This window comes from Pseudomonadota bacterium (assembly GCA_036339585.1).
Classification (GTDB): Bacteria; Pseudomonadota; Alphaproteobacteria; order UBA8366; family UBA8366; genus UBA8366.
On record JAYZAS010000001.1, the window covers coordinates 183,549 to 201,727 of the forward strand.

17 protein-coding genes are annotated in these 18,179 nt (G+C 44.7%); 10 read left to right on the forward strand and 7 right to left on the reverse strand.

Features of this window, described 5'->3' with window-relative positions; translation table 11 throughout:
- Positions 1-7 precede the first annotated feature (7 nt).
- Entirely contained in the window at positions 8-883 is an 876-nt protein-coding gene (locus tag VX941_00855; GenBank protein ID MEE2931957.1) for a TauD/TfdA family dioxygenase, read from the forward strand.
- A gap of 12 nt (positions 884-895) precedes the next feature.
- Here VX941_00855 and VX941_00860 read toward each other — a convergent pair whose 3' ends face one another.
- Positions 896-1,771: a DUF2817 domain-containing protein gene (locus tag VX941_00860; protein MEE2931958.1), complete on the reverse strand. Its 876-nt coding sequence runs from the start codon at positions 1,769-1,771 to the stop codon at positions 896-898.
- 170 nt (positions 1,772-1,941) lie between these two features.
- Positions 1,942-3,378, reverse strand: a complete 1,437-nt coding sequence (gene pyk / locus VX941_00865; protein ID MEE2931959.1) for a pyruvate kinase — start codon at positions 3,376-3,378, stop codon at positions 1,942-1,944.
- A 308-nt stretch (positions 3,379-3,686) separates the two neighbouring features.
- Between pyk and VX941_00870 the strand changes: the two genes are divergently transcribed.
- Both VX941_00870 and VX941_00875 read left to right on the forward strand, forming a co-directional pair.
- Positions 3,687-3,980, forward strand: a complete 294-nt coding sequence (locus tag VX941_00870; protein MEE2931960.1) for a DUF1244 domain-containing protein — start codon at positions 3,687-3,689, stop codon at positions 3,978-3,980.
- Between the two features lie 71 nt (positions 3,981-4,051).
- Positions 4,052-4,375, forward strand: coding sequence for a DUF2312 domain-containing protein (locus VX941_00875; GenBank protein MEE2931961.1), 324 nt, complete (start codon positions 4,052-4,054; stop codon positions 4,373-4,375).
- A gap of 60 nt (positions 4,376-4,435) precedes the next feature.
- On the opposite strand, the gene VX941_00880 is transcribed toward VX941_00875, so the two are convergent.
- Complete coding sequence (locus VX941_00880; protein ID MEE2931962.1) at positions 4,436-5,284, reverse strand: hypothetical protein; 849 nt, start codon at positions 5,282-5,284, stop codon at positions 4,436-4,438.
- A gap of 436 nt (positions 5,285-5,720) precedes the next feature.
- Here VX941_00880 and VX941_00885 point away from each other — a divergent pair, with 436 nt between their 5' ends.
- Positions 5,721-6,701: an NAD-dependent epimerase/dehydratase family protein gene (locus VX941_00885; GenBank protein ID MEE2931963.1), complete on the forward strand. Its 981-nt coding sequence runs from the start codon at positions 5,721-5,723 to the stop codon at positions 6,699-6,701.
- A 122-nt stretch (positions 6,702-6,823) separates the two neighbouring features.
- Here VX941_00885 and VX941_00890 read toward each other — a convergent pair whose 3' ends face one another.
- Entirely contained in the window at positions 6,824-8,629 is a 1,806-nt protein-coding gene (locus VX941_00890) for a long-chain fatty acid--CoA ligase (GenBank protein MEE2931964.1), read from the reverse strand.
- A gap of 89 nt (positions 8,630-8,718) precedes the next feature.
- Here VX941_00890 and VX941_00895 point away from each other — a divergent pair, with 89 nt between their 5' ends.
- The 3 genes from VX941_00895 to VX941_00905 are packed head-to-tail and all read left to right on the forward strand — an operon-like array spanning position 8,719 to position 13,128.
- Complete coding sequence (locus VX941_00895) at positions 8,719-10,494, forward strand: M3 family oligoendopeptidase (GenBank protein ID MEE2931965.1); 1,776 nt, start codon at positions 8,719-8,721, stop codon at positions 10,492-10,494.
- A gap of 14 nt (positions 10,495-10,508) precedes the next feature.
- Positions 10,509-11,780, forward strand: coding sequence for an FAD-dependent oxidoreductase (locus VX941_00900; GenBank protein MEE2931966.1), 1,272 nt, complete (start codon positions 10,509-10,511; stop codon positions 11,778-11,780).
- A gap of 1 nt (position 11,781) precedes the next feature.
- The gene (locus tag VX941_00905) at positions 11,782-13,128 is read left to right on the forward strand and encodes an AarF/ABC1/UbiB kinase family protein (protein ID MEE2931967.1); all 1,347 of its coding nucleotides are present in this window, start codon (positions 11,782-11,784) and stop codon (positions 13,126-13,128) included.
- Positions 13,129-13,163: 35 nt separating this feature from the next.
- Here VX941_00905 and VX941_00910 read toward each other — a convergent pair whose 3' ends face one another.
- Positions 13,164-13,775, reverse strand: coding sequence for a TIGR02466 family protein (locus tag VX941_00910; protein ID MEE2931968.1), 612 nt, complete (start codon positions 13,773-13,775; stop codon positions 13,164-13,166).
- 237 nt (positions 13,776-14,012) lie between these two features.
- On the opposite strand from VX941_00910, the gene VX941_00915 reads away from it, so the two are divergent.
- From VX941_00915 to VX941_00925, 3 genes are all read left to right on the forward strand, one after another.
- On the forward strand, positions 14,013-15,218 hold the full coding sequence (locus tag VX941_00915) for a Re/Si-specific NAD(P)(+) transhydrogenase subunit alpha (protein MEE2931969.1): 1,206 nt from the start codon (positions 14,013-14,015) through the stop codon (positions 15,216-15,218).
- Positions 15,219-15,294: 76 nt separating this feature from the next.
- Positions 15,295-15,702, forward strand: a complete 408-nt coding sequence (locus VX941_00920; GenBank protein MEE2931970.1) for an NAD(P) transhydrogenase subunit alpha — start codon at positions 15,295-15,297, stop codon at positions 15,700-15,702.
- 9 nt (positions 15,703-15,711) lie between these two features.
- On the forward strand, positions 15,712-17,100 hold the full coding sequence (locus VX941_00925) for an NAD(P)(+) transhydrogenase (Re/Si-specific) subunit beta (protein MEE2931971.1): 1,389 nt from the start codon (positions 15,712-15,714) through the stop codon (positions 17,098-17,100).
- Positions 17,101-17,151: 51 nt separating this feature from the next.
- On the opposite strand, the gene VX941_00930 is transcribed toward VX941_00925, so the two are convergent.
- Both VX941_00930 and rpsU read right to left on the reverse strand, forming a co-directional pair.
- Positions 17,152-17,340 (reverse strand): hypothetical protein, encoded by a 189-nt coding sequence (locus tag VX941_00930; GenBank protein MEE2931972.1) that lies wholly within the window; start codon positions 17,338-17,340, stop codon positions 17,152-17,154.
- A 541-nt stretch (positions 17,341-17,881) separates the two neighbouring features.
- Positions 17,882-18,088, reverse strand: coding sequence for a 30S ribosomal protein S21 (gene rpsU / locus VX941_00935; protein MEE2931973.1), 207 nt, complete (start codon positions 18,086-18,088; stop codon positions 17,882-17,884).
- Between the last annotated feature and the right edge of the window lie 91 nt (positions 18,089-18,179).

An 18,179-nucleotide genomic window follows, 5' to 3' on the forward strand; every position in this document is an offset into this window, starting at 1 on the left:
AGATAATATGATTAAAGAAAGACGCACCGAATATAAAACGCTGGATGTAGCCCCTTTAGCTGGTGCCATGGGAGGTGAAATTATAGGGGTCGACTTGTCGAGGCCCGTCAAACGTGAAGTGTTCCGCGATATTCATCAAGCTTGGCTCGACCATAGCATGATTTTCTTTCGCAATCAGGATTTATCTCCCACTGGTCTGGTGCGATTTGCCAGAAAGTGGGGTGCCATACACACCCACCCATTTATGCCTACAATGAGAGGCCATCCTGAAATATTGGAATTGATCAAGAACCCGAGTGATAAACGCAATTTTGGTAATTTATGGCATACTGATCAGAGCTTCGTCGCGAAACCAGCCAAAGCAACCATACTACACGCAATAGAAACACCTCCCGTTGGCGGCGATACAATGTATTCTAACATGTATCTGGCGTATGATGCGCTATCTACTGGGCTGAAGAAATTACTTGCTAATATTAGAGTTGAGAACACTGGTAACCGTAATAGAAGACGTGGCGGACAGGACAAGCGCGATCGATATAAAGGTCATAGCCATGTTAAACCCGTTAATCCACCACCTGAAATCGATACCAGAAGCCACCACCCCATAATACGCACTCACCCCGAGACCGGCCGCAAAGGGCTTTATATCAGCTCACACACTGAAGGATTTGCAGATTTCGAATTTGAGGAGTCGTTACCTATAATCGAGTTTTTATTAGAGCATATCAGACGTCCAGAATTTACTGCCCGTCTCCGCTGGCAGCCCGGTACAGTCGCAGTGTGGGATAATCGTTGTGTAATGCATTACGCAGTTAATGACTATCAAGGCCAGCGCCGTTGCATGCGAAGGATCACTATCAAAGGTGATAAACCACGGTAAAAAAGGTTATAATTATGCTAACTCTGCAACAGCCTGCCGTATGACTATATGCGCTTTATCCATAACCTGCGTTCGCCAATTGGAATCTATAGGGTAGAAGATTCTCCCGGTGTTTGTTCTAAGAAATGCTTGTAGAGAATATGTACCGAACTCCATAACTGCTGCACCTAATTGAACCGGGGGCAAGTTGGCAATTAGGCTTTGAGCAAATGGCCCGGGGGCCGCAACAGACAACGTGTTATCTAGTTCTGCTCTAGCACCAAACCAAAGTCTCGCGCACTTGCCTACTGATGTGTCCTTACCAGCACAAGCAATCACATCGCATTCTCCATAAAAACCCGGCCCGGTCCTTACATCGATCACACCTATTCGCTTGGCTCGAGAAAGATAACTGCCAATGAGAGTTCTAAGTTTTTTTTCCGGCGAAAGCTCGGCTTTCCGTTGTATAACCTGTTGCGGTTTTCGCAGTTTTTTACCAGTCCTAACAAATTCTTTATATCGGGTCTCCGCAGCGACTAAAAGAGCATCATTCCAATTGCTTTCAGAATTTGACAGTCTCTTTTTCGGTACAAATTTCCAGTTCGGTGCCACACTATGAATGAGTAGAATGGCAACCTTTCGGGGAAGCTCACGCCTAATAGCTCCTGCCAGGACACAACACTGTATTGCAGAGGCACAAAGGCCCTCACCCTCGCTGGCTCCTGGCGTTAGAACCAACACTGATGGCGCATCCGGAGAACCTATTCTAACAATATCGAGCACATAGCTCATGTCTCCTGTGTCGTCCATCGTCCAAATGTCAAGACCATTGGACTCGCATATACTGCGAAACTTTATTATCGCAGCTTCAGCTGTTTGCTCAAAAAAATTAGCAACTAATTCAGGCAAAACATGGACCCATCTGTGTCAATCGACAAAATGCTAAATCAAAAACCCAAACTTGAGAGCTAGACAGGCCTGGTGAACAACGGTTCGGCAGCAGCCAACCCAAGAGTGAGAGGTTTACTACCCAATTTAGAATAAACATACGCCAGTGATATTCATGTTCCCTAGCATTCTTAAATTCTCTGTCCAGTAAATTGGCCAACACGGGCGATTCTAAGAATGTTGGTTGCTCCCGGCGTTCCAAAAGGAACCCCAGCAGTTATTACAATACGATCTCCTATTTCAGCAAACCCATCAGAGAGCACTCGATCACTTGCAAACCTAACCATCTCTGAAAAATCACGGGCATCCTTGGTATGTACACTGTGGACACCCCACACTGCAGATAGCTTCCGTGCCGTCTCGACAGACGGAGTTAATCCTATTACCGGCACATCAGGCCTTTCACGCGCTGCACGGCGTGTCGTCGAACCAGATGTTGTGTATGTTACGATTGCCTTTGCAGAAAGGGTTTCCGCAACTTGATTTGCAGCTGCGCTGATGGCATCCGCCGCAGTCGCCTCTGGCACGACCCTATCAGCCTCGAGATAACGTCGGTATTGAGTGTCATTCTCGGTATGTTCGACGATCCTATTCATCATAGCAACAGACTCAATGGGATACCTGCCGGCTGCTGTCTCTGCCGAAAGCATCACTCCATCAGCACCGTCATAAACTGCTGTAGCTACATCTGATGCCTCTGCGCGGGTTGGCGTTGGGGCATTTATCATTGATTCTAGCATCTGTGTTGCAACAATTACAGGCTTGCCCATACGTCGAGATAAAGCAACAATTCGCTTCTGGAGGGCTGGAACCTCTTCAGGGGGCATCTCAACGCCCAAATCTCCGCGTGCTACCATCACCATATCCGACATTTCAACGAATTCTGTGAGATGTTGTATTGCGGCAGGCTTTTCAAATTTAGTTAATAATGCCGCTCTATTCTGAATCAGTTTTCTGGCGTCCGCTATATCTTGAGGCCGCTGTACAAATGATAAGGCACAAATATCAACCCCGTTATCAAGGCCGAAATTCATGTCGCGTAAATCCTTCTCCGTCAATGCTGATAACGGAAGTAATACGCCCGGAACGTTTACTCCCTTGCGATCCGAAAGACTGCCACCGACTATCACTTCAGTGTCGGCAAAATCCGGCCCACTTTCTTTGACCTTTAAACGAATTTTACCGTCATCAAGAAGAAGCTCCGTTGGCGCATTGAGTGCAGCAAAAATTTCAGCATGTGGAAGCGTTACCCGTTCCTCACTTCCTTGTTTGTTCTCTAATTCAAGCCGGAAAGCGTCACCTACATTGAGTTCAACGGCGCCCTTTGAGAACTGACCTATGCGCAGTTTTGGACCCTGCAGATCCATCATTATTGCAATAGGGCGGCCAGTTTCCTTCTCAATATCCCGGATGATTTCAATATTTGATTGCTTGTCCGCATGCGTCCCATGGCTGAAGTTTAGGCGAAATACATCAACTCCAGCCTGAAACAAGGCCCGAATAATCTCGGGCCTCTCAGAGGCTGGGCCAAGTGTGGCAACGATTTTTGTAAGGTGTTTGCGACGCATGGTTAGACAGTAGTGGAACTTACATTCGAAATCAGCATTCAAATACATTTTTGGGCATTTTTTTTTATTATAAACTCGGCATGACTCAGGGTTCATAAGACACAAAATAAAAATTGGTCGGTTTAGGTAAAATTTATGTTAATTCGTAGCGGTTCTTGCGGACCATTTTATGAGTGCTTAAATGCAGGCCGTTGGTGTAAATGCTACGTTATGAATGGGTAATGCACGTATTATGCAAACATTAAAATGAGAGATTCTGTATTTAAGTTGGTGCATCGGATGGTATGGTTATAAAAATGGAGGCAATTATGGATGACAACACTGTTGTTGAGCTTGAAGCTGCTGCTTTCCGCAGACTGGTGAAACATTTGCAAGAGAGAACCGACGTACAAAATATCGATCTAATGAATTTGGCAGGGTTTTGTCGTAACTGTATGTCCAAATGGTATCTTGCCTCTGCGAAAAAAAAGGGGCTTCAGATGGACTACGAAGGTGCGCGAGAAATTGTGTACGGCATGCCGTATGACGAATGGCGTACCAAATATCAACTAGAGGCAACGCCGGAACAAATTGAGAAATATAAGGAAACCCAAAATTCCTAAGCTGTTCCTTTTCAAAAGCCAGGGAATAAGATAAGCGTATTTGTTAATTGTATTTTTTGAGGGTTTTTGAAATGGCAGATGTCGGTGGAGTTGCAGGTGATCGTTTGAGAGCTTTTATTGAGCGCATCGAACGGTTGGAAGAGGAGCGGATAGCACTCGGTGATGATTTACGAGAGGTGTATGCTGAGGCCAAGGCCACAGGCTTTGATCCAAAGATAATGCGTCAGATAGTGCGTTTACGCAAAATGGAATCGTCAGACCGTGAAGAACAGGAATATCTTTTAGATACCTACAAAGCGGCGCTCGGAATGATAGCTCTGCCTTTGGGATCAGACAAATCGGTGGTACCCGCATCCCAGCTAATATCTGAGGCGAGGACATCTCCAGAAGCTTGATAAACACCTGACAAAAGCAAGACTACAATTATTTATTTAAATAAAAAATAGTCGTCACCCTCAATTCCATTGTTCGGGGGCGAGCAGAGGAGGTGGCTCTGGCGGCGCTGATGGCCCTGACTGTCCGCACGAAGGCAGCACACAACTACCCGATCGGTTTCGCCCGGGATCAATATTCCATATGATTTTACCGGAATTAATTGGGTCTGGCGGTGGTGGTACGGTCCAATTTATAATATCTTTTTTTTCAGATTGCCCTTTGGATTGTCCCGACCCCATCTCGCCAGACTTATCTATATGGCTGGATTCATCTTTTTGGCCAAGATCATTATTTTTAACGGGAACATTACTTCCTTTGGCTTTACCCCTTTTACCCGACGCACCTTTTTGCCCTTGTTCGCCTTTTTGCATAAGCCTGGTTTTCGCCTCAAGCTGTCCGATTTTTTTTGGCTCACCTTTTTGGCCAGATGAGGCTTGTCCGCTCGATCCTCCCTTCAAGCCCGGCTTGTCTCCCTGCACAGGCTCGCCTTGACGGGCCGAGCCACTTTCATTATTGAGCTTACCCTTTTTTTCGCCTCCACCGGAAGCTACGAAAATAATCTTCGATTTTGCGCCCGCAACTGGCACACCATCAATGAAAGCAAGGATTTGGATAAAAATCGGTTTCTTCGGTGCGATTTGAGGAGCAGTATATGTAGGCTGAAAGTCCCTACTGAGTCTGCCCTTCTGAGCCTCTGCAACACCAACCGCATCTATAGACCAGCTTAAACGTGCGTTCGGGGGTAAATTAGATAGGTTTGCCCCAAGTTTTACTGTCTGGCCTGGATTGACAGCTATAGGGGCGGGCGTAATTTCAACTTTAATAGCTTCTGCATTAACAGGTGACTTGCTTATAAAAAGCGAGAGCATTATGACTACGGTCCTTATCAGCAAGGTTTTTTTATATCTTTTTATCAACCTGAATAACCTTTCGATAATTGGCCAAATTGAAAATTTTTGAATAGTCAGCCCTTCTCAGCAAACAATCATCTTGAAGTATTTTTGAAGAGTGTCTCGTTTTGTAAGCCAAATAACAATCATTTTCTACCAATGCAGCATGCCGTTCTTAAAAATTAATTATGGGTGCCAAATCAACACACCTGGATCAATCTGAAATGTATTTTTTATGGATAAAAAATGCCCAACACTCGTTCCATTGTCTCTTAACGAACAACTTACTGATCTAAATTTTAACCATCCGATTGTCAGAAACCAAAGAAACGTTAGAAAGTGCATGGCAAGGGATGATTTTCGAACCAATCCATTGTATGGTTGAACTGGTCATTTTACCTGGACTTAATTTCTCATGAAGACACTTGTCACTGGCGTAGCCGGATTCATAGGCCATTACGTTGCACTAGCCCTGCTCGCACGCGGTGACAAGGTAGTTGGCATAGACAACCTCAATGACTACTACGATGTTTCACTTAAGGAAGCTCGTTTAAACCGTATTTCTAAGAACAAAAATTTTCAATTCGCCTGCGGCAATGTTGCTGACAGTAACTTTATGGACAATTTGTCAGAGAAGCATCCACAAATTAGCAATGTAATACATTTAGCAGCTCAGGCTGGAGTACGCTATTCGCTTGAGAATCCGTCAGCTTACATAGAAGCTAATGTAATGGGCCAATTAGTTATTCTAGAGTTCTGTCGCGGACTCAAAAATATCAAACACCTTGTTTATGCCAGTTCATCTTCAGTTTATGGGGGCAATACAAAAGTTCCATTTGCTGTTGAAGATAGAACAGATACACCAATTTCTCTGTATGCTGCTACAAAACGCGCTGATGAATTAATGGGGCATTGCTACAGCCATCTTTTCAAAATCCCTAGCACAGGTTTACGCTTTTTTACTGTTTACGGACCGTGGGGCAGGCCAGATATGGCAGCGTACTTGTTCACTAAGGCAATGTTAGAGGGAGAGCCAATTAAAGTCTTCAATAATGGCGATATGGAACGCGATTTCACATACATTGATGATATTATTGCTGGCATCTTATCTTGTCTCGATAACCCACCAAAGCAAAAAACGGGCGAGGCTCCCCATAGAGTTTATAATATTGGCAATAATTCACCCGAGCCGTTAATGCGTTTTATCGAAATTCTAGAGAATTCAACGGGCTGCAAAGCCGAAATAAACTTCCAACCCATGCAACCTGGTGATGTTAAAACAACCTTTGCGGACATAGGACCTATGCAACGCGACTTCGATTACACACCCAAAACGCCCATCGAAATTGGTTTGCCTAAGTTTGTTGCTTGGTTTCGTAAATATCACGGTATCTAGCTAATTATCGAAATGCGTCCACAGTTAGGCTTGGTCCATTCAATGTCAGAAATGCCCCAGTCCACTCAACGTTTAAGGACCATAAAAACTTTTTCAAATTTAATGTAAAAAAAAGGCCTCATTTATCTGCGATAGAGCGCATTTAAATCTTTTCCGTATTGGGAAAGAATATTATGCCGGCGCAGTTTTAAGGTGGGGGTCATCATTTCGTTTTCTACGCTAAATGCCTGTGGGATTACAATAAAGCGCCTTATTCTCTCAATTATCGATAACTTCTTATTTACTCGATCGACCGACTGCTCAATGCCTTTAACGAACTCAATGTCTTTTATAAAAAGTTCTATATCGTGATCGACTTTTTTCTTGGATGCCCACTCTGAAGCATAATCCACTGACGGAACAATCAACGCCACCAAATGTGGTTTTTTGTCCCCAAACACTAATGCTTGTTCGATCTCCATCGTCTCGGTAAGCATAGATTCCACTCGTGCTGGCGATATATTATCGCCGCCTGAGTTGACTATTATGTCCTTTTTCCGATCCGTAATTTCAATATATCCGTCCTCGTCCAGCACTCCAATATCCCCGGTGTAAAGCCAACCATCGCGAATCGTTTCATTTGTCTCGTCTGGTCTATTCCAGTAACCATCCATCAACAGCTCACCCCGAACGAGAATTTCGCCATCATTGGCAATTTTTACCTCTACGCCACTCAAAGGGGGGCCCACAGTACGAAGTTTATTCTTTGCATACGCATTGCAGCTGACGACGGGAGCTGACTCCGTCTGCCCATACCCTTGAAGAATATTTAACCCCAAAGCCAAGAACTCCACTCCAACCTCGTAATTTAATGCAGCACCGCCAGAGACAAAAGTTTTTAGTTTGCCACCGAATCGGGCTCTTATTTTTCGACGCACTAAATATTCTAATGCTGTATCTTGGAGTCTTTCTTTTATTGTTAATCTTGACGTCGATTCATACTTTTTGCGTCCCAAGGCAATAGTCGTTTCAAAGAGCTTTTGTTGCATCCCGCCCACACCCTCAATGCGGCGACGAATACGCCCACGTATCGCCTCATAAAGCCGAGGCACAGCAGCAATAATGGTAGGCTGCACTTCAGCCATATTAGCTACAAGCTTATCAGATCCCTCTGCATAAAAAATTTGTGCACCGATTGATATTGGCAAAAATTGACCACAGGTATGTTCGTAAGAATGCGATAACGGAAGAAATGATAAAAAGATCTCACAACCCTGCTTAAAGCTTGGCACATCCCTCAAAAACATGTGAGCGCCCGTACAATTGCAAAGGATCGCGCCATGACTGAGCAGTACCCCTTTTGGGTTTCCTGAGGTCCCCGAGGTATATATTATACAAGCGGCGTCAGTCCGTTTAATATCTTCAATCAGTTTATCTCGGCCGAGCAACGGACCTTCACTCAACAGATCGCCCCAGTGGCATATCTTAAATTCACCAACATCCGATGTCACTGTGTGATCCATGATCACAACCATTTCAATTGCTGGGACTTTCTGTACTGCAGGCAAAAGGTTTTCAAGCAGAGTTTCTGTCGAAACTATTACAGTCTTTGCTCCACTATCTCGAAGCAGATATAGATGATCTTCAGAGGTATTTGTGGTGTACGCCGGCGTTGTTATGGCTCCCAATGTCATAATTGCCAGGTCAGCAATAAGCCACTCAGGGCGGTTCTCAGAAACAATTACTACCCTATCTCCCCTTTCAATTCCTCTTTCTTTCAATCCACGAGCTAACGCCAAAACATCATTAGCAATCTTGGACCAACTTTGGGTTATCCAGCATCCCTCTTCCTTGATTGACAAAAATGGTGCATCGCGAAATTTTTCAGCCTGCTTGAAAAAAAGGCCCGGAAGGTTTTTTGCTTCCTTTGATTCGATTTTCTGGCTCAATTTTCTTCCCACATCTTTCTCATACTTCTTGTTTTATCGGTCTTAACACAATATATCGCCTTAAGATGCTTGGGAGTAAAGTGATGGCCATGAAAGATAATCTCGGAGTTTTACCAGAGTGGGATCTGAGCGACCTATATTCAGGCAGAGATTCTAAAGAGCTTGCGCGCGATATTGAAAATTCCTCTAAAGCAGCAAAGGCATTCGAACAAACATATAAGCACAAAGTTGGTGTGCTTTCAGGCACCGAATTGGCATTAGCAATTCAAGAATTCGAACGAATAGACGAAAAACTGAGTGCTATCCTTAGCTTTGCCGGACTAGTGCATGCACGCAATGTTAGCGATCCAGATATTGGCCGTTTTTATCAAACATCACAGGAAAAAGTTAATGAAATTAGTTCCTCTTTGCTGTTTTTCACACTGGAAATCAATCAAATTGAAGATACAGCTCTCGATGAGCTGATGCAAACAGATGAACTTAAGTATTACCACCCATGGCTTCGTGACGTGCGAGCCATGAGACCATACCAACTTGACGATAAACTCGAAGAATTATTGCATGAAAAATCGATGTCTGGGCGCACGGCTTGGATACGCCTGTTTGATCAAACGATAGCAGAAATGCGCTTTCCTTTCCGTGGTCGCAAGATGACAGAAACTGAAATTTTAAACTTATTTTCCGATCCAGAGACTGAAGTTCGCAAGGAAGCTGCCGAGTGCTTTGGCCACGTTCTTGGAGAAAATGCAAAAACATTTGCACTAATTACCAATACACTTGCAAAAGATAAGGAAATCGAAAACCGTTGGCGTGGATTTGCTCGACCTATTAGCGCACGCAATCTTTCAAATTTTGTTGAAGATGAGGTGGTTGATGCGCTCCTAGAGGCTGTGAGATCTGCGTATCCCAGGTTATCTCACCGCTATTATGCACTTAAAGCAAAATGGTTCGGTTCAGAACAACTTGATTATTGGGATCGCAATGCCCCGCTGCCTCATTCGGACAATCGCATTATTGCTTGGGATGATGCAAAACAAACTATTATTAACGCTTACGGCGAATTTTCTCCGCGCCTCGCCAAAGTAGGGCAACGCTTTTTTGATAACGATTGGATCGACGCACCCGTGCGGCCAGGCAAAGCCTCTGGCGCTTTCGCTCACCCAACCGTTCCCTCAGTCCATCCCTATCTGCTTCTGAACTATCAAGGTAAGGTTCGTGATGTGATGACGCTAGCACATGAACTTGGGCATGGCGTCCACCAAGTTTTAGCTGCAGAACAAGGTCACCTCATGGCAGACACGCCATTGACATTGGCCGAAACCGCCTCTGTGTTCGGCGAAATGCTTACCTTTAAATCAATGCTGAAAACCACACACAACCCGGCTGAGCGCTGCGCTATGATAGCCAGCAAAGTTGAGGACATGTTAAATACTGTCGTGAGACAAACAGCATTCTGTGAATTTGAGAAAAACGTCCACGCCGAACGGAAAATGGGAGAAATCACGCCGGATCGTATCGGTGATATATGGCTGAGAGGTCAAGAAGAGAGCTTAGGGCCCGCGCTCAAATTTAGCCCTGTTTATAAAAACTATTGGATGTACATACCGCATTTTATTCATTCCCCATTTTATGTTTACGCCTATGCGTTTGGAGATTGTTTGGTAAACTCTCTCTATTCAGTTTATGAAGGCGTTGATCCACACTTTGTCGATAAATATCTCCATTTATTATGTGCTGGGGGCACCTTGAGACACAAGGAGTTACTCGCTCCATTTAATTTGAATGCGGCCGACCCCGACTTCTGGAATAGGGGCTTGAGCGTTATAGAAGGATTTATTGATGAACTTGAGACACTCGACCTGTAAAGGAATGCAAGCTAATGGTAGAACCGAGAGCTACCCGCAATGGAGAGCCGGTAAAAAAGCGTAACGTGATAGTCGTAGGTGGTGGCATAGCCGGTATATCAACAGCCATATTCTTATTAGATGATGGGCACCATGTCACTCTTTTCGAGACTGGCCAGCCTGATAAAGGAACCTCGTCGGGAAATGCTGGAGTAATAAGTGTTGCGAGTTGTGTTCCGACCGCCACCCCTCGCACAATAGCAAATGTTCCGTCTATGCTATTTAATCCCCATGGCCCGCTCATGATTCGATGGAGATACTTGCCTAAATTAATGCCATGGCTTTCACGGCTTGTCCTAAATGCTGCACCAAACCGTGTTCAGCACAATGCGCGCCGCAAAGCCGGGCTTCTTGCCCATGCCAGTGAAAACTACGAACATTTATTATCAATTACAGGTCTAAGTGGGTTAACCCATCAGCCTGGATTGCTTACAGTTTTTGAAACAGAACGTGGCTGGCAGCAAGCACAATGGATCTTGAAACTACTTAGCGATATAGGCCGTGAAGTAGAAATCTTGAATTCGAATGAAATTGGACAAGTGGAGCATGGCCTGAAACCTATTTTCCAACATGCCTTTTTGACCCCAGATAGCGGACATATATTAGACCCTAATAAATTGATGCTTGGGCTCCATGAGGCATTCTTAGCCCGCGGCGGTGTTCGAACATCAGAACGGGTTCTGGGTATCACACGAAGTGATCCAAAGTGTGTAACTGTAAGCTCTGCTAATGGTGAGCATACAGCGGAACGACTGGTAATAACGGCAGGCGCTTGGTCAAAAAAATTACTCGCAACCATAGGAATAAAAGTGCCTCTCGAGGCGGAACGCGGTTATCACGTAATGTTGCCAACACCGGAACCGGGCCTCAGTCATCCCATAAATGTTTTTGAAGAATCCATGTTTCTTTCTCCTATGAACACAGGACTCAGACTAACGTCGGGAGTTGAACTCGCTAGCACTGATGCCCCTCCGGACTTCACACGAGTGCGTCGAATGATACCCAGAGCATTGCGAGCAGTGAAAGGCCTTCATCCAGATGAGCGTCAAATTTGGATGGGTTGTCGACCATCAATGCCGGATTCTGTTCCCCGGCTCGGCAATATAATAGGACATGAGAACATTTTTGTTGGTTTCGGCGGGGGCCATGTTGGCATGACGCTGGGTCCTACTATGGGGCGCATTACTGCTGACTTGATTTCGGGGCGTGAAATCGGCCTTAACCTCAACCCTTACAAATTACAATAAAATGACGGACTCTGATAAAAACAATCTGAGCGGGAGGCTGCGTCGCTATGCCAAGGTAGGAGGCACGATAGGTGGACTGGCCAGCAAAATGGCTACGGCCCGTTTACTGGGGCGCGATCTCAATCAGACTAAAGATGCGCAAGATCTTGAGGTCGCTTTGGGTGGGCTCAAAGGCCCATTAATGAAAGTGGCCCAATTACTCGCAACAGTTCCAGATGCCTTGCCATCAAATTATGTAGAAGCTCTTGGACGTCTTCAGACAAATGCTCCCCCAATGGGTTGGCCTTTTGTCAGAAGACGTTTGGTAAATGAGCTTGGCAAAAACTGGGACCAGAAATTTGAAATCTTTGACAGACAAGCCGCGCACGCCGCGTCTCTGGGTCAGGTCCATAAAGCAAAATCCTTAGAAGGCAAAGATCTTGCGTGCAAATTACAATATCCCAACATGCTTTCAGCAGTGGAAGCAGACTTGAAACAGTTAAAACTCGTATTTTCTATTTACGAGCGCGGGACACGCTCCCTCTCAACAAGTCAAATATATCAGGAGATAGCCGCCCGTTTACGTGAGGAACTTGATTACGACCGAGAGAGGCGCCACATGGAATTATATTCCGACATGTTAAAAGATGAAAAACATGTTTGTATACCCAAGCCTGTTGCTGACCTCTCAACGCCGCGACTTATCACCATGACTTGGCTTAATGGTAAACCGCTTTTAAGCTTTAAGGATGAACCGCTTGAAGTTAGAAATGTAGTGGCGCGAAATATGTTTCGGGCATGGTATGTTCCTTTTTATCATTTTGGTGTGATCCATGGTGATCCGCATCTTGGAAATTATACAATAGCTCCAAACCAAGTTATCAATTTGCTGGACTTTGGCTGCATCAGAATATTTCACTCCCGTTTTGTAAAAGGGGTCATCGACCTTTATGAAGCACTCAGGACTGGCGATGAAATGCTCGCTGCCGAGGCCTACGCTTGTTGGGGCTTCAAAGATATGAACAAAGATTTGATGGATGTTCTTAACATTTGGGCCAAATTTATATATTCACCACTTCTCAAAGATAAAGTAACGCGCATCCAAGAGTCAGAAAATGGTCTTTATGGAGCGCAAGTTGCCACCAAAGTATATAAAGAATTACGCAGAGTAGGTGGCGTTGCGCCACCTCGTGAGTTTGTTTTTATGGACCGGGCAGCAGTTGGTCTTGGGTCTGTTTTTCTACACCTCCAGGCCGAGATAAATTGGCATAAAATGTTTAATGGTCTGATTGAAGATTTCAGAAGCGAACGATTACAAGATCGCCAATCACGAATATTAACGAAATACAAATTACCTTTGCCGGAATAACGCACGATTTCTTTTGTTGGTCATTATAAAAAATTTCAGTACCTTAGATTAAATGCAATACTAATGCGTTCGTCATCTATCTGGCTCGTTTTAACACTGTGCTTTAAGTGACTTCTGAATATTAACATGGTACCGGGTTGAGGCTCGAAGCCAACGGCAGCGTTATTGTAATCATTAAGCTCACTAAACTTCGGGGCTAACATTAAATCACAGTCTGGCGAATGGAACATAATGGGTGATGCTCCTGCCGGGGCTGTTACGAAATAGACCCCGGAAAGAATATTATTAGCATGCGCGTGAATTTCTTGGGAGTGACCGCGACCATAAATATTAACCCAGCAATCGGCTATCCGCAGGAGTTTAGAAGATTGCTCAATGGCCAGCAGGTCTGCAAATTTTTTGGTCTCTACCTCAATATGCCGCACAAGCCCAGCAAATCCGGGACGCTCATGCAGACGACAGTTATTTGAAATTGTTGTATAAACTTCGCATGACCACGAGTTGGGTAAACCATTAGGCGTCACTTTACGCACATCATTAATTTCACTGATGAGGGATTCATTAAGTGTTCTGGAGTTAGCAATCTCGCTCACCTGAACCGGCGTTGGGAACACCAAATTAACTTCAGTTTCAGTCTTATTCGACATCGAATCATCCCTTCCAGAGATCACAAATAAAGCTAGAACGCCTCGCCTTTGCTGTCAAAATTCAATAACTATCACACCTGCGACGATTGGACCCATGCGAATATTTGACATTTTTATTTGTAAAAGCGAGTAAATTCTTGGCAAACCTGAAAGTTTTCGGCAGTGTAGAGAATTATGAACACAAAGGGTCTATTTTTCCCTAACTGTTAGGTCTATCCGATCTTAGGAACCTTTTTAATGAAAATTTCCATATTAAAGGAATTGCGAACCGGAGAAACCCGTGTCGCAGCTTCACCAGAAACCGTCAAAAAATTTGTCGATCTCGGCTTTAACATTTCAATTGAAAAAAATGCTGGCGCTTGTGCCTCTTTTAGTGATGAGGATTATAAAGCAGCTGGCGCTTCCATAGGGGCTAGCGCCGCAGCCACCATAAAAGGTGCTGATGTAGTTCTAAAGGTTCAACGCCCGATGATTGCCGGTGAGAAGAAAAATGAACTCGCTGCATTTACCAAAGGCCAAATTCTTATCTGTCAAATGAATGCGCTGACAGAATCAAAATTTATTTTGGCAATGGCGAAAGCTGGTGTCACTGGCTATGCAATGGAATTGATGCCTCGCATCACGCGCGCACAATCGATGGATATTTTATCCTCACAATCAAATTTGGCTGGCTACAAGGCAGTGCTCGATTCTACTATTCATTATGGTAGGGCCCTGCCTATGATGATGACAGCAGCAGGAACTGTCCCCCCAGCACGTATCTTCGTCATGGGTGTCGGTGTGGCGGGTCTCCAAGCAATAGCAACCGCTAAACGTCTCGGCTCCATTGTAACAGCTACAGATGTACGCCCTGCGACAAAGGAGCAGGTAGAGTCGCTTGGTGGAAAATTCATAGCGGTGGAAAACCAAGAATTCAGGAAGGCACAGACTGAAGGTGGGTATGCGAAAGAAATGAGTGCCGATTATAAGCGCAAACAATCTCGTTTAATTTCCGACCATATAACAAAACAAGATATTGTTATTTGCACTGCACTAATACCAGGCCGACCCGCTCCGAAACTCGTCTCCAATGCAATGCTAAAAATGATGAAACCGGGTTCTATTGTTGTTGATCTTGCAGTCGAAGCTGGGGGGAATTGTGCCGGCTCAAAACTAGGACAAATCGTAAAATACAATGGGGTTACTATTGTTGGTTATGATAACGTTCCAGGCAGGCTTCCAGAGGAAGCTAGTAAACTGTTTTCGCGTAACTTATTCAATTTTCTCGCACCATTTTTTGATAAGAAAATGAACAAACTTGTTTTCGACCCCAAAGATGAAATAATTGATGGCATAAAAGTAACGGAAAACGGAGCGGTTGTGCACCCAAAACTAAAGAGGAAGGTTAGTCGCAAGGCACCCTCAGGAAAAGCATCTTCTAACGTCACGAGGAAAGAACTGTGAAAGCAGCAAAGCAAAAAACTATTAATAATCGCCAAGTACAGCGTTCAAAAAAAGTTGTGAAAGGAGCGTAACGGCCATGGTTCTAGAATCAACGCCTGCTCAAGAACAAAGTGTGACTGAAATACTCAAAGACGGGGCCGAACAAGGTGCCAGCCTCATTCAAACAACCGCCATTGCAAATCCCGACGGTAGCTTTATTTCGATGTTCACCATCTTCATCTTAGCCATTTTTGTGGGATATTATGTAATATGGAACGTGACACCCGCATTACATTCACCCTTAATGAGTGTCACAAATGCAATTTCATCAGTAATAATTGTGGGCGCACTCATTGCGGCCGGTCCCAAAGAAATTGATGTTACTGACGTAAATCCTGCAAAGATTTTCGGTTTCATTGCAGTCGTGCTAGCCTCCATCAATATTTTTGGTGGCTTTATGGTCACACAACGGATGCTTCAAATGTACAAAAAGAAAGCAAGGTAAGGGCCTGAAATGGACGAAAATTTCTCTGCGATCGCTTACCTGATTGCCAGCATATTTTTCATTATGGCACTGCGCGGTCTTTCGTCACCCGAGACGGCGCGGAATGGGAATGTGTTTGGTATTACTGGGATGGTAATAGCCATTGCTACGACACTCGCATCCCCCGGCGTGGTCAGTTATGACTGGATCATAGTCGGTTTAGTAATAGGCGGGGCCATTGGTGATGTTATTGCACGCCGAATTCAAATGACAGCACTGCCTCAACTTGTTGCAGCCTTTCATAGTTTAGTAGGGCTCGCCGCAGTTTTTGTTGCATCAGCTGCATTCTATCAGCCAGCGGCCTACGGGATAGGCGACTTCCTAAACATTCCTACCCCTAGTATGATTGAGATGAGCATCGGAACGGCAATCGGCGCTCTTACTTTCACCGGTTCTATTATCGCTTTTGCAAAATTGCAGGGAATTATGAGCGGAGCCCCTATTGTTTTTTCAGGCCAACACCTGCTGAATGCAGCACTTGGGGTCATTATGGTGGCGCTGGTCGTAATGATTTGTGCCGAGCAATCAGAACAACTTTACTGGACCATTGTCGGCTTAGCCTTATTACTTGGCATTTTAATGATTATTCCGATTGGTGGTGCAGATATGCCAGTTGTTATTTCAATGCTAAACTCATACTCTGGTTGGGCGGCCTGTGGTATCGGCTTCACACTTTCCAATCCAGCTTTGATCATCGTAGGAGCTCTGGTGGGTTCATCAGGTGCTATTCTTAGCTACGTAATGTGCAAAGGAATGAATAGGTCGTTTATGAGCGTAATTCTTGGCGGGTTTGGAGGTGAGATTTCAACGACAAGTAGTGTTACGGGCGATAGAAATGTCCGGGCTGGAAGTGCCGATGATGCTGCATTCATTATGAAGAACGCTTCAAACGTGATCATCGTCCCTGGTTATGGTATGGCTGTTGCGCAGGCACAGCATGCTCTCCGTGAGATGGCAGACTTATTGAAAAAAGAGGGTATCAACGTCCGGTATGCTATCCACCCTGTCGCCGGGCGGATGCCAGGCCACATGAATGTTCTGCTAGCTGAGGCAAACGTACCTTATGATGAGGTGCTCGAGCTAGACGAAATAAATAGAGATTTTCCCAGCACAGATGTGGCGTTTGTTATAGGTGCGAATGACGTTACTAATCCGGCTGCCAAAACTGATCCCCAGAGCGCTATCTACGGGATGCCGATTCTTGACGTGGAGCGTGCAGCTACCGTGCTTTTTATAAAACGCTCGCTCGGGTCCGGTTATGCTGGTGTTGATAACGAGTTATTTTTCCGTGAGAATACCATGATGCTGTTTTCAGATGCGAAGCAAATGTGTGAGGATATTGTTAAAGCACTAGAATAAAAAAAGGCGGGTCCCTAGGGACCCGCCATTGAGCTTGGCTCAAGGGAGGACTTAGCCAAGCTTTTCCATCGCCTGTTTGACGATGTCGTTACGGTTTAAACCGCGTTTCGCGAGCTCTACATCGTTTAACACTGATAATTCGCGATAGGTGTCGCGAGCGTCCATAGCCCTGCCAATTGCTTGCAATACTCTAACACCCACAAATTGTCCGGGTTTACTTCCCGCTCTTGAAGCCGTCATAACCAAAATCCCTTCATGCATTAGTCTAGGTGCTTAATCATATACACTTCGATCTACTTGCAATCCAACAGAATTGCTGCAATGCACCTATGCAGTTTATGCATAGGTCTAGCTTCTAATTCCAACCCAATTTATCTGTTTGCTGCTCTAAAAGGGGATCCAATTAGCACAATTTAGAAAAGATTTATTAAACAGGTAAAGTCAAACGGTCGTTGCATTGACTTATTCAGCAACACCAACCTGTTTACTAATTAATATTCACCCACCCATCACAAGAAGCCACTACTAAGCGATTATTGGCAGGATACCGAAAATGGTCTCTATAACTACCAAAAAAAATGCAAATAGTGCTGCAGCATTTGAAACAAATTAAATCACATCGGTTAGAAAACAAGATCTTGGTTGTTCCCCAAGTTAACAAATTACCGCACTTAAAGATCAATTATAGACGCATCTGTTACACAACCTGCGCAGGGTTTTACAGACTTGGATAACAACATATGCAAGGAGCAAAGGATTGTTACTAAGTAATTGAAGCGGGCTAATACCCTTCACGCTCCAAACGCTTCCGCATAAGCTTCCGATGACGCCGCACTGCCTCTGCCTTCTCGCGAGCACGACGCTCAGAAGGTTTTTCATAGCTACGGCGCAGCTTCATTTCACGGAAAAGGCCTTCACGCTGCATTTTTTTCTTTAGCGCCTTCAAAGCCTGATCGACATTGTTGTCTCTTACCACAACTTGAACTATTTTCCTTACTCCTGCAATTTGCAACGCACTCTAATCGTTGTGATCAAAGATTTGGAGAGCATAACTCCAGTCTAAAGCCGCGCCTTATATC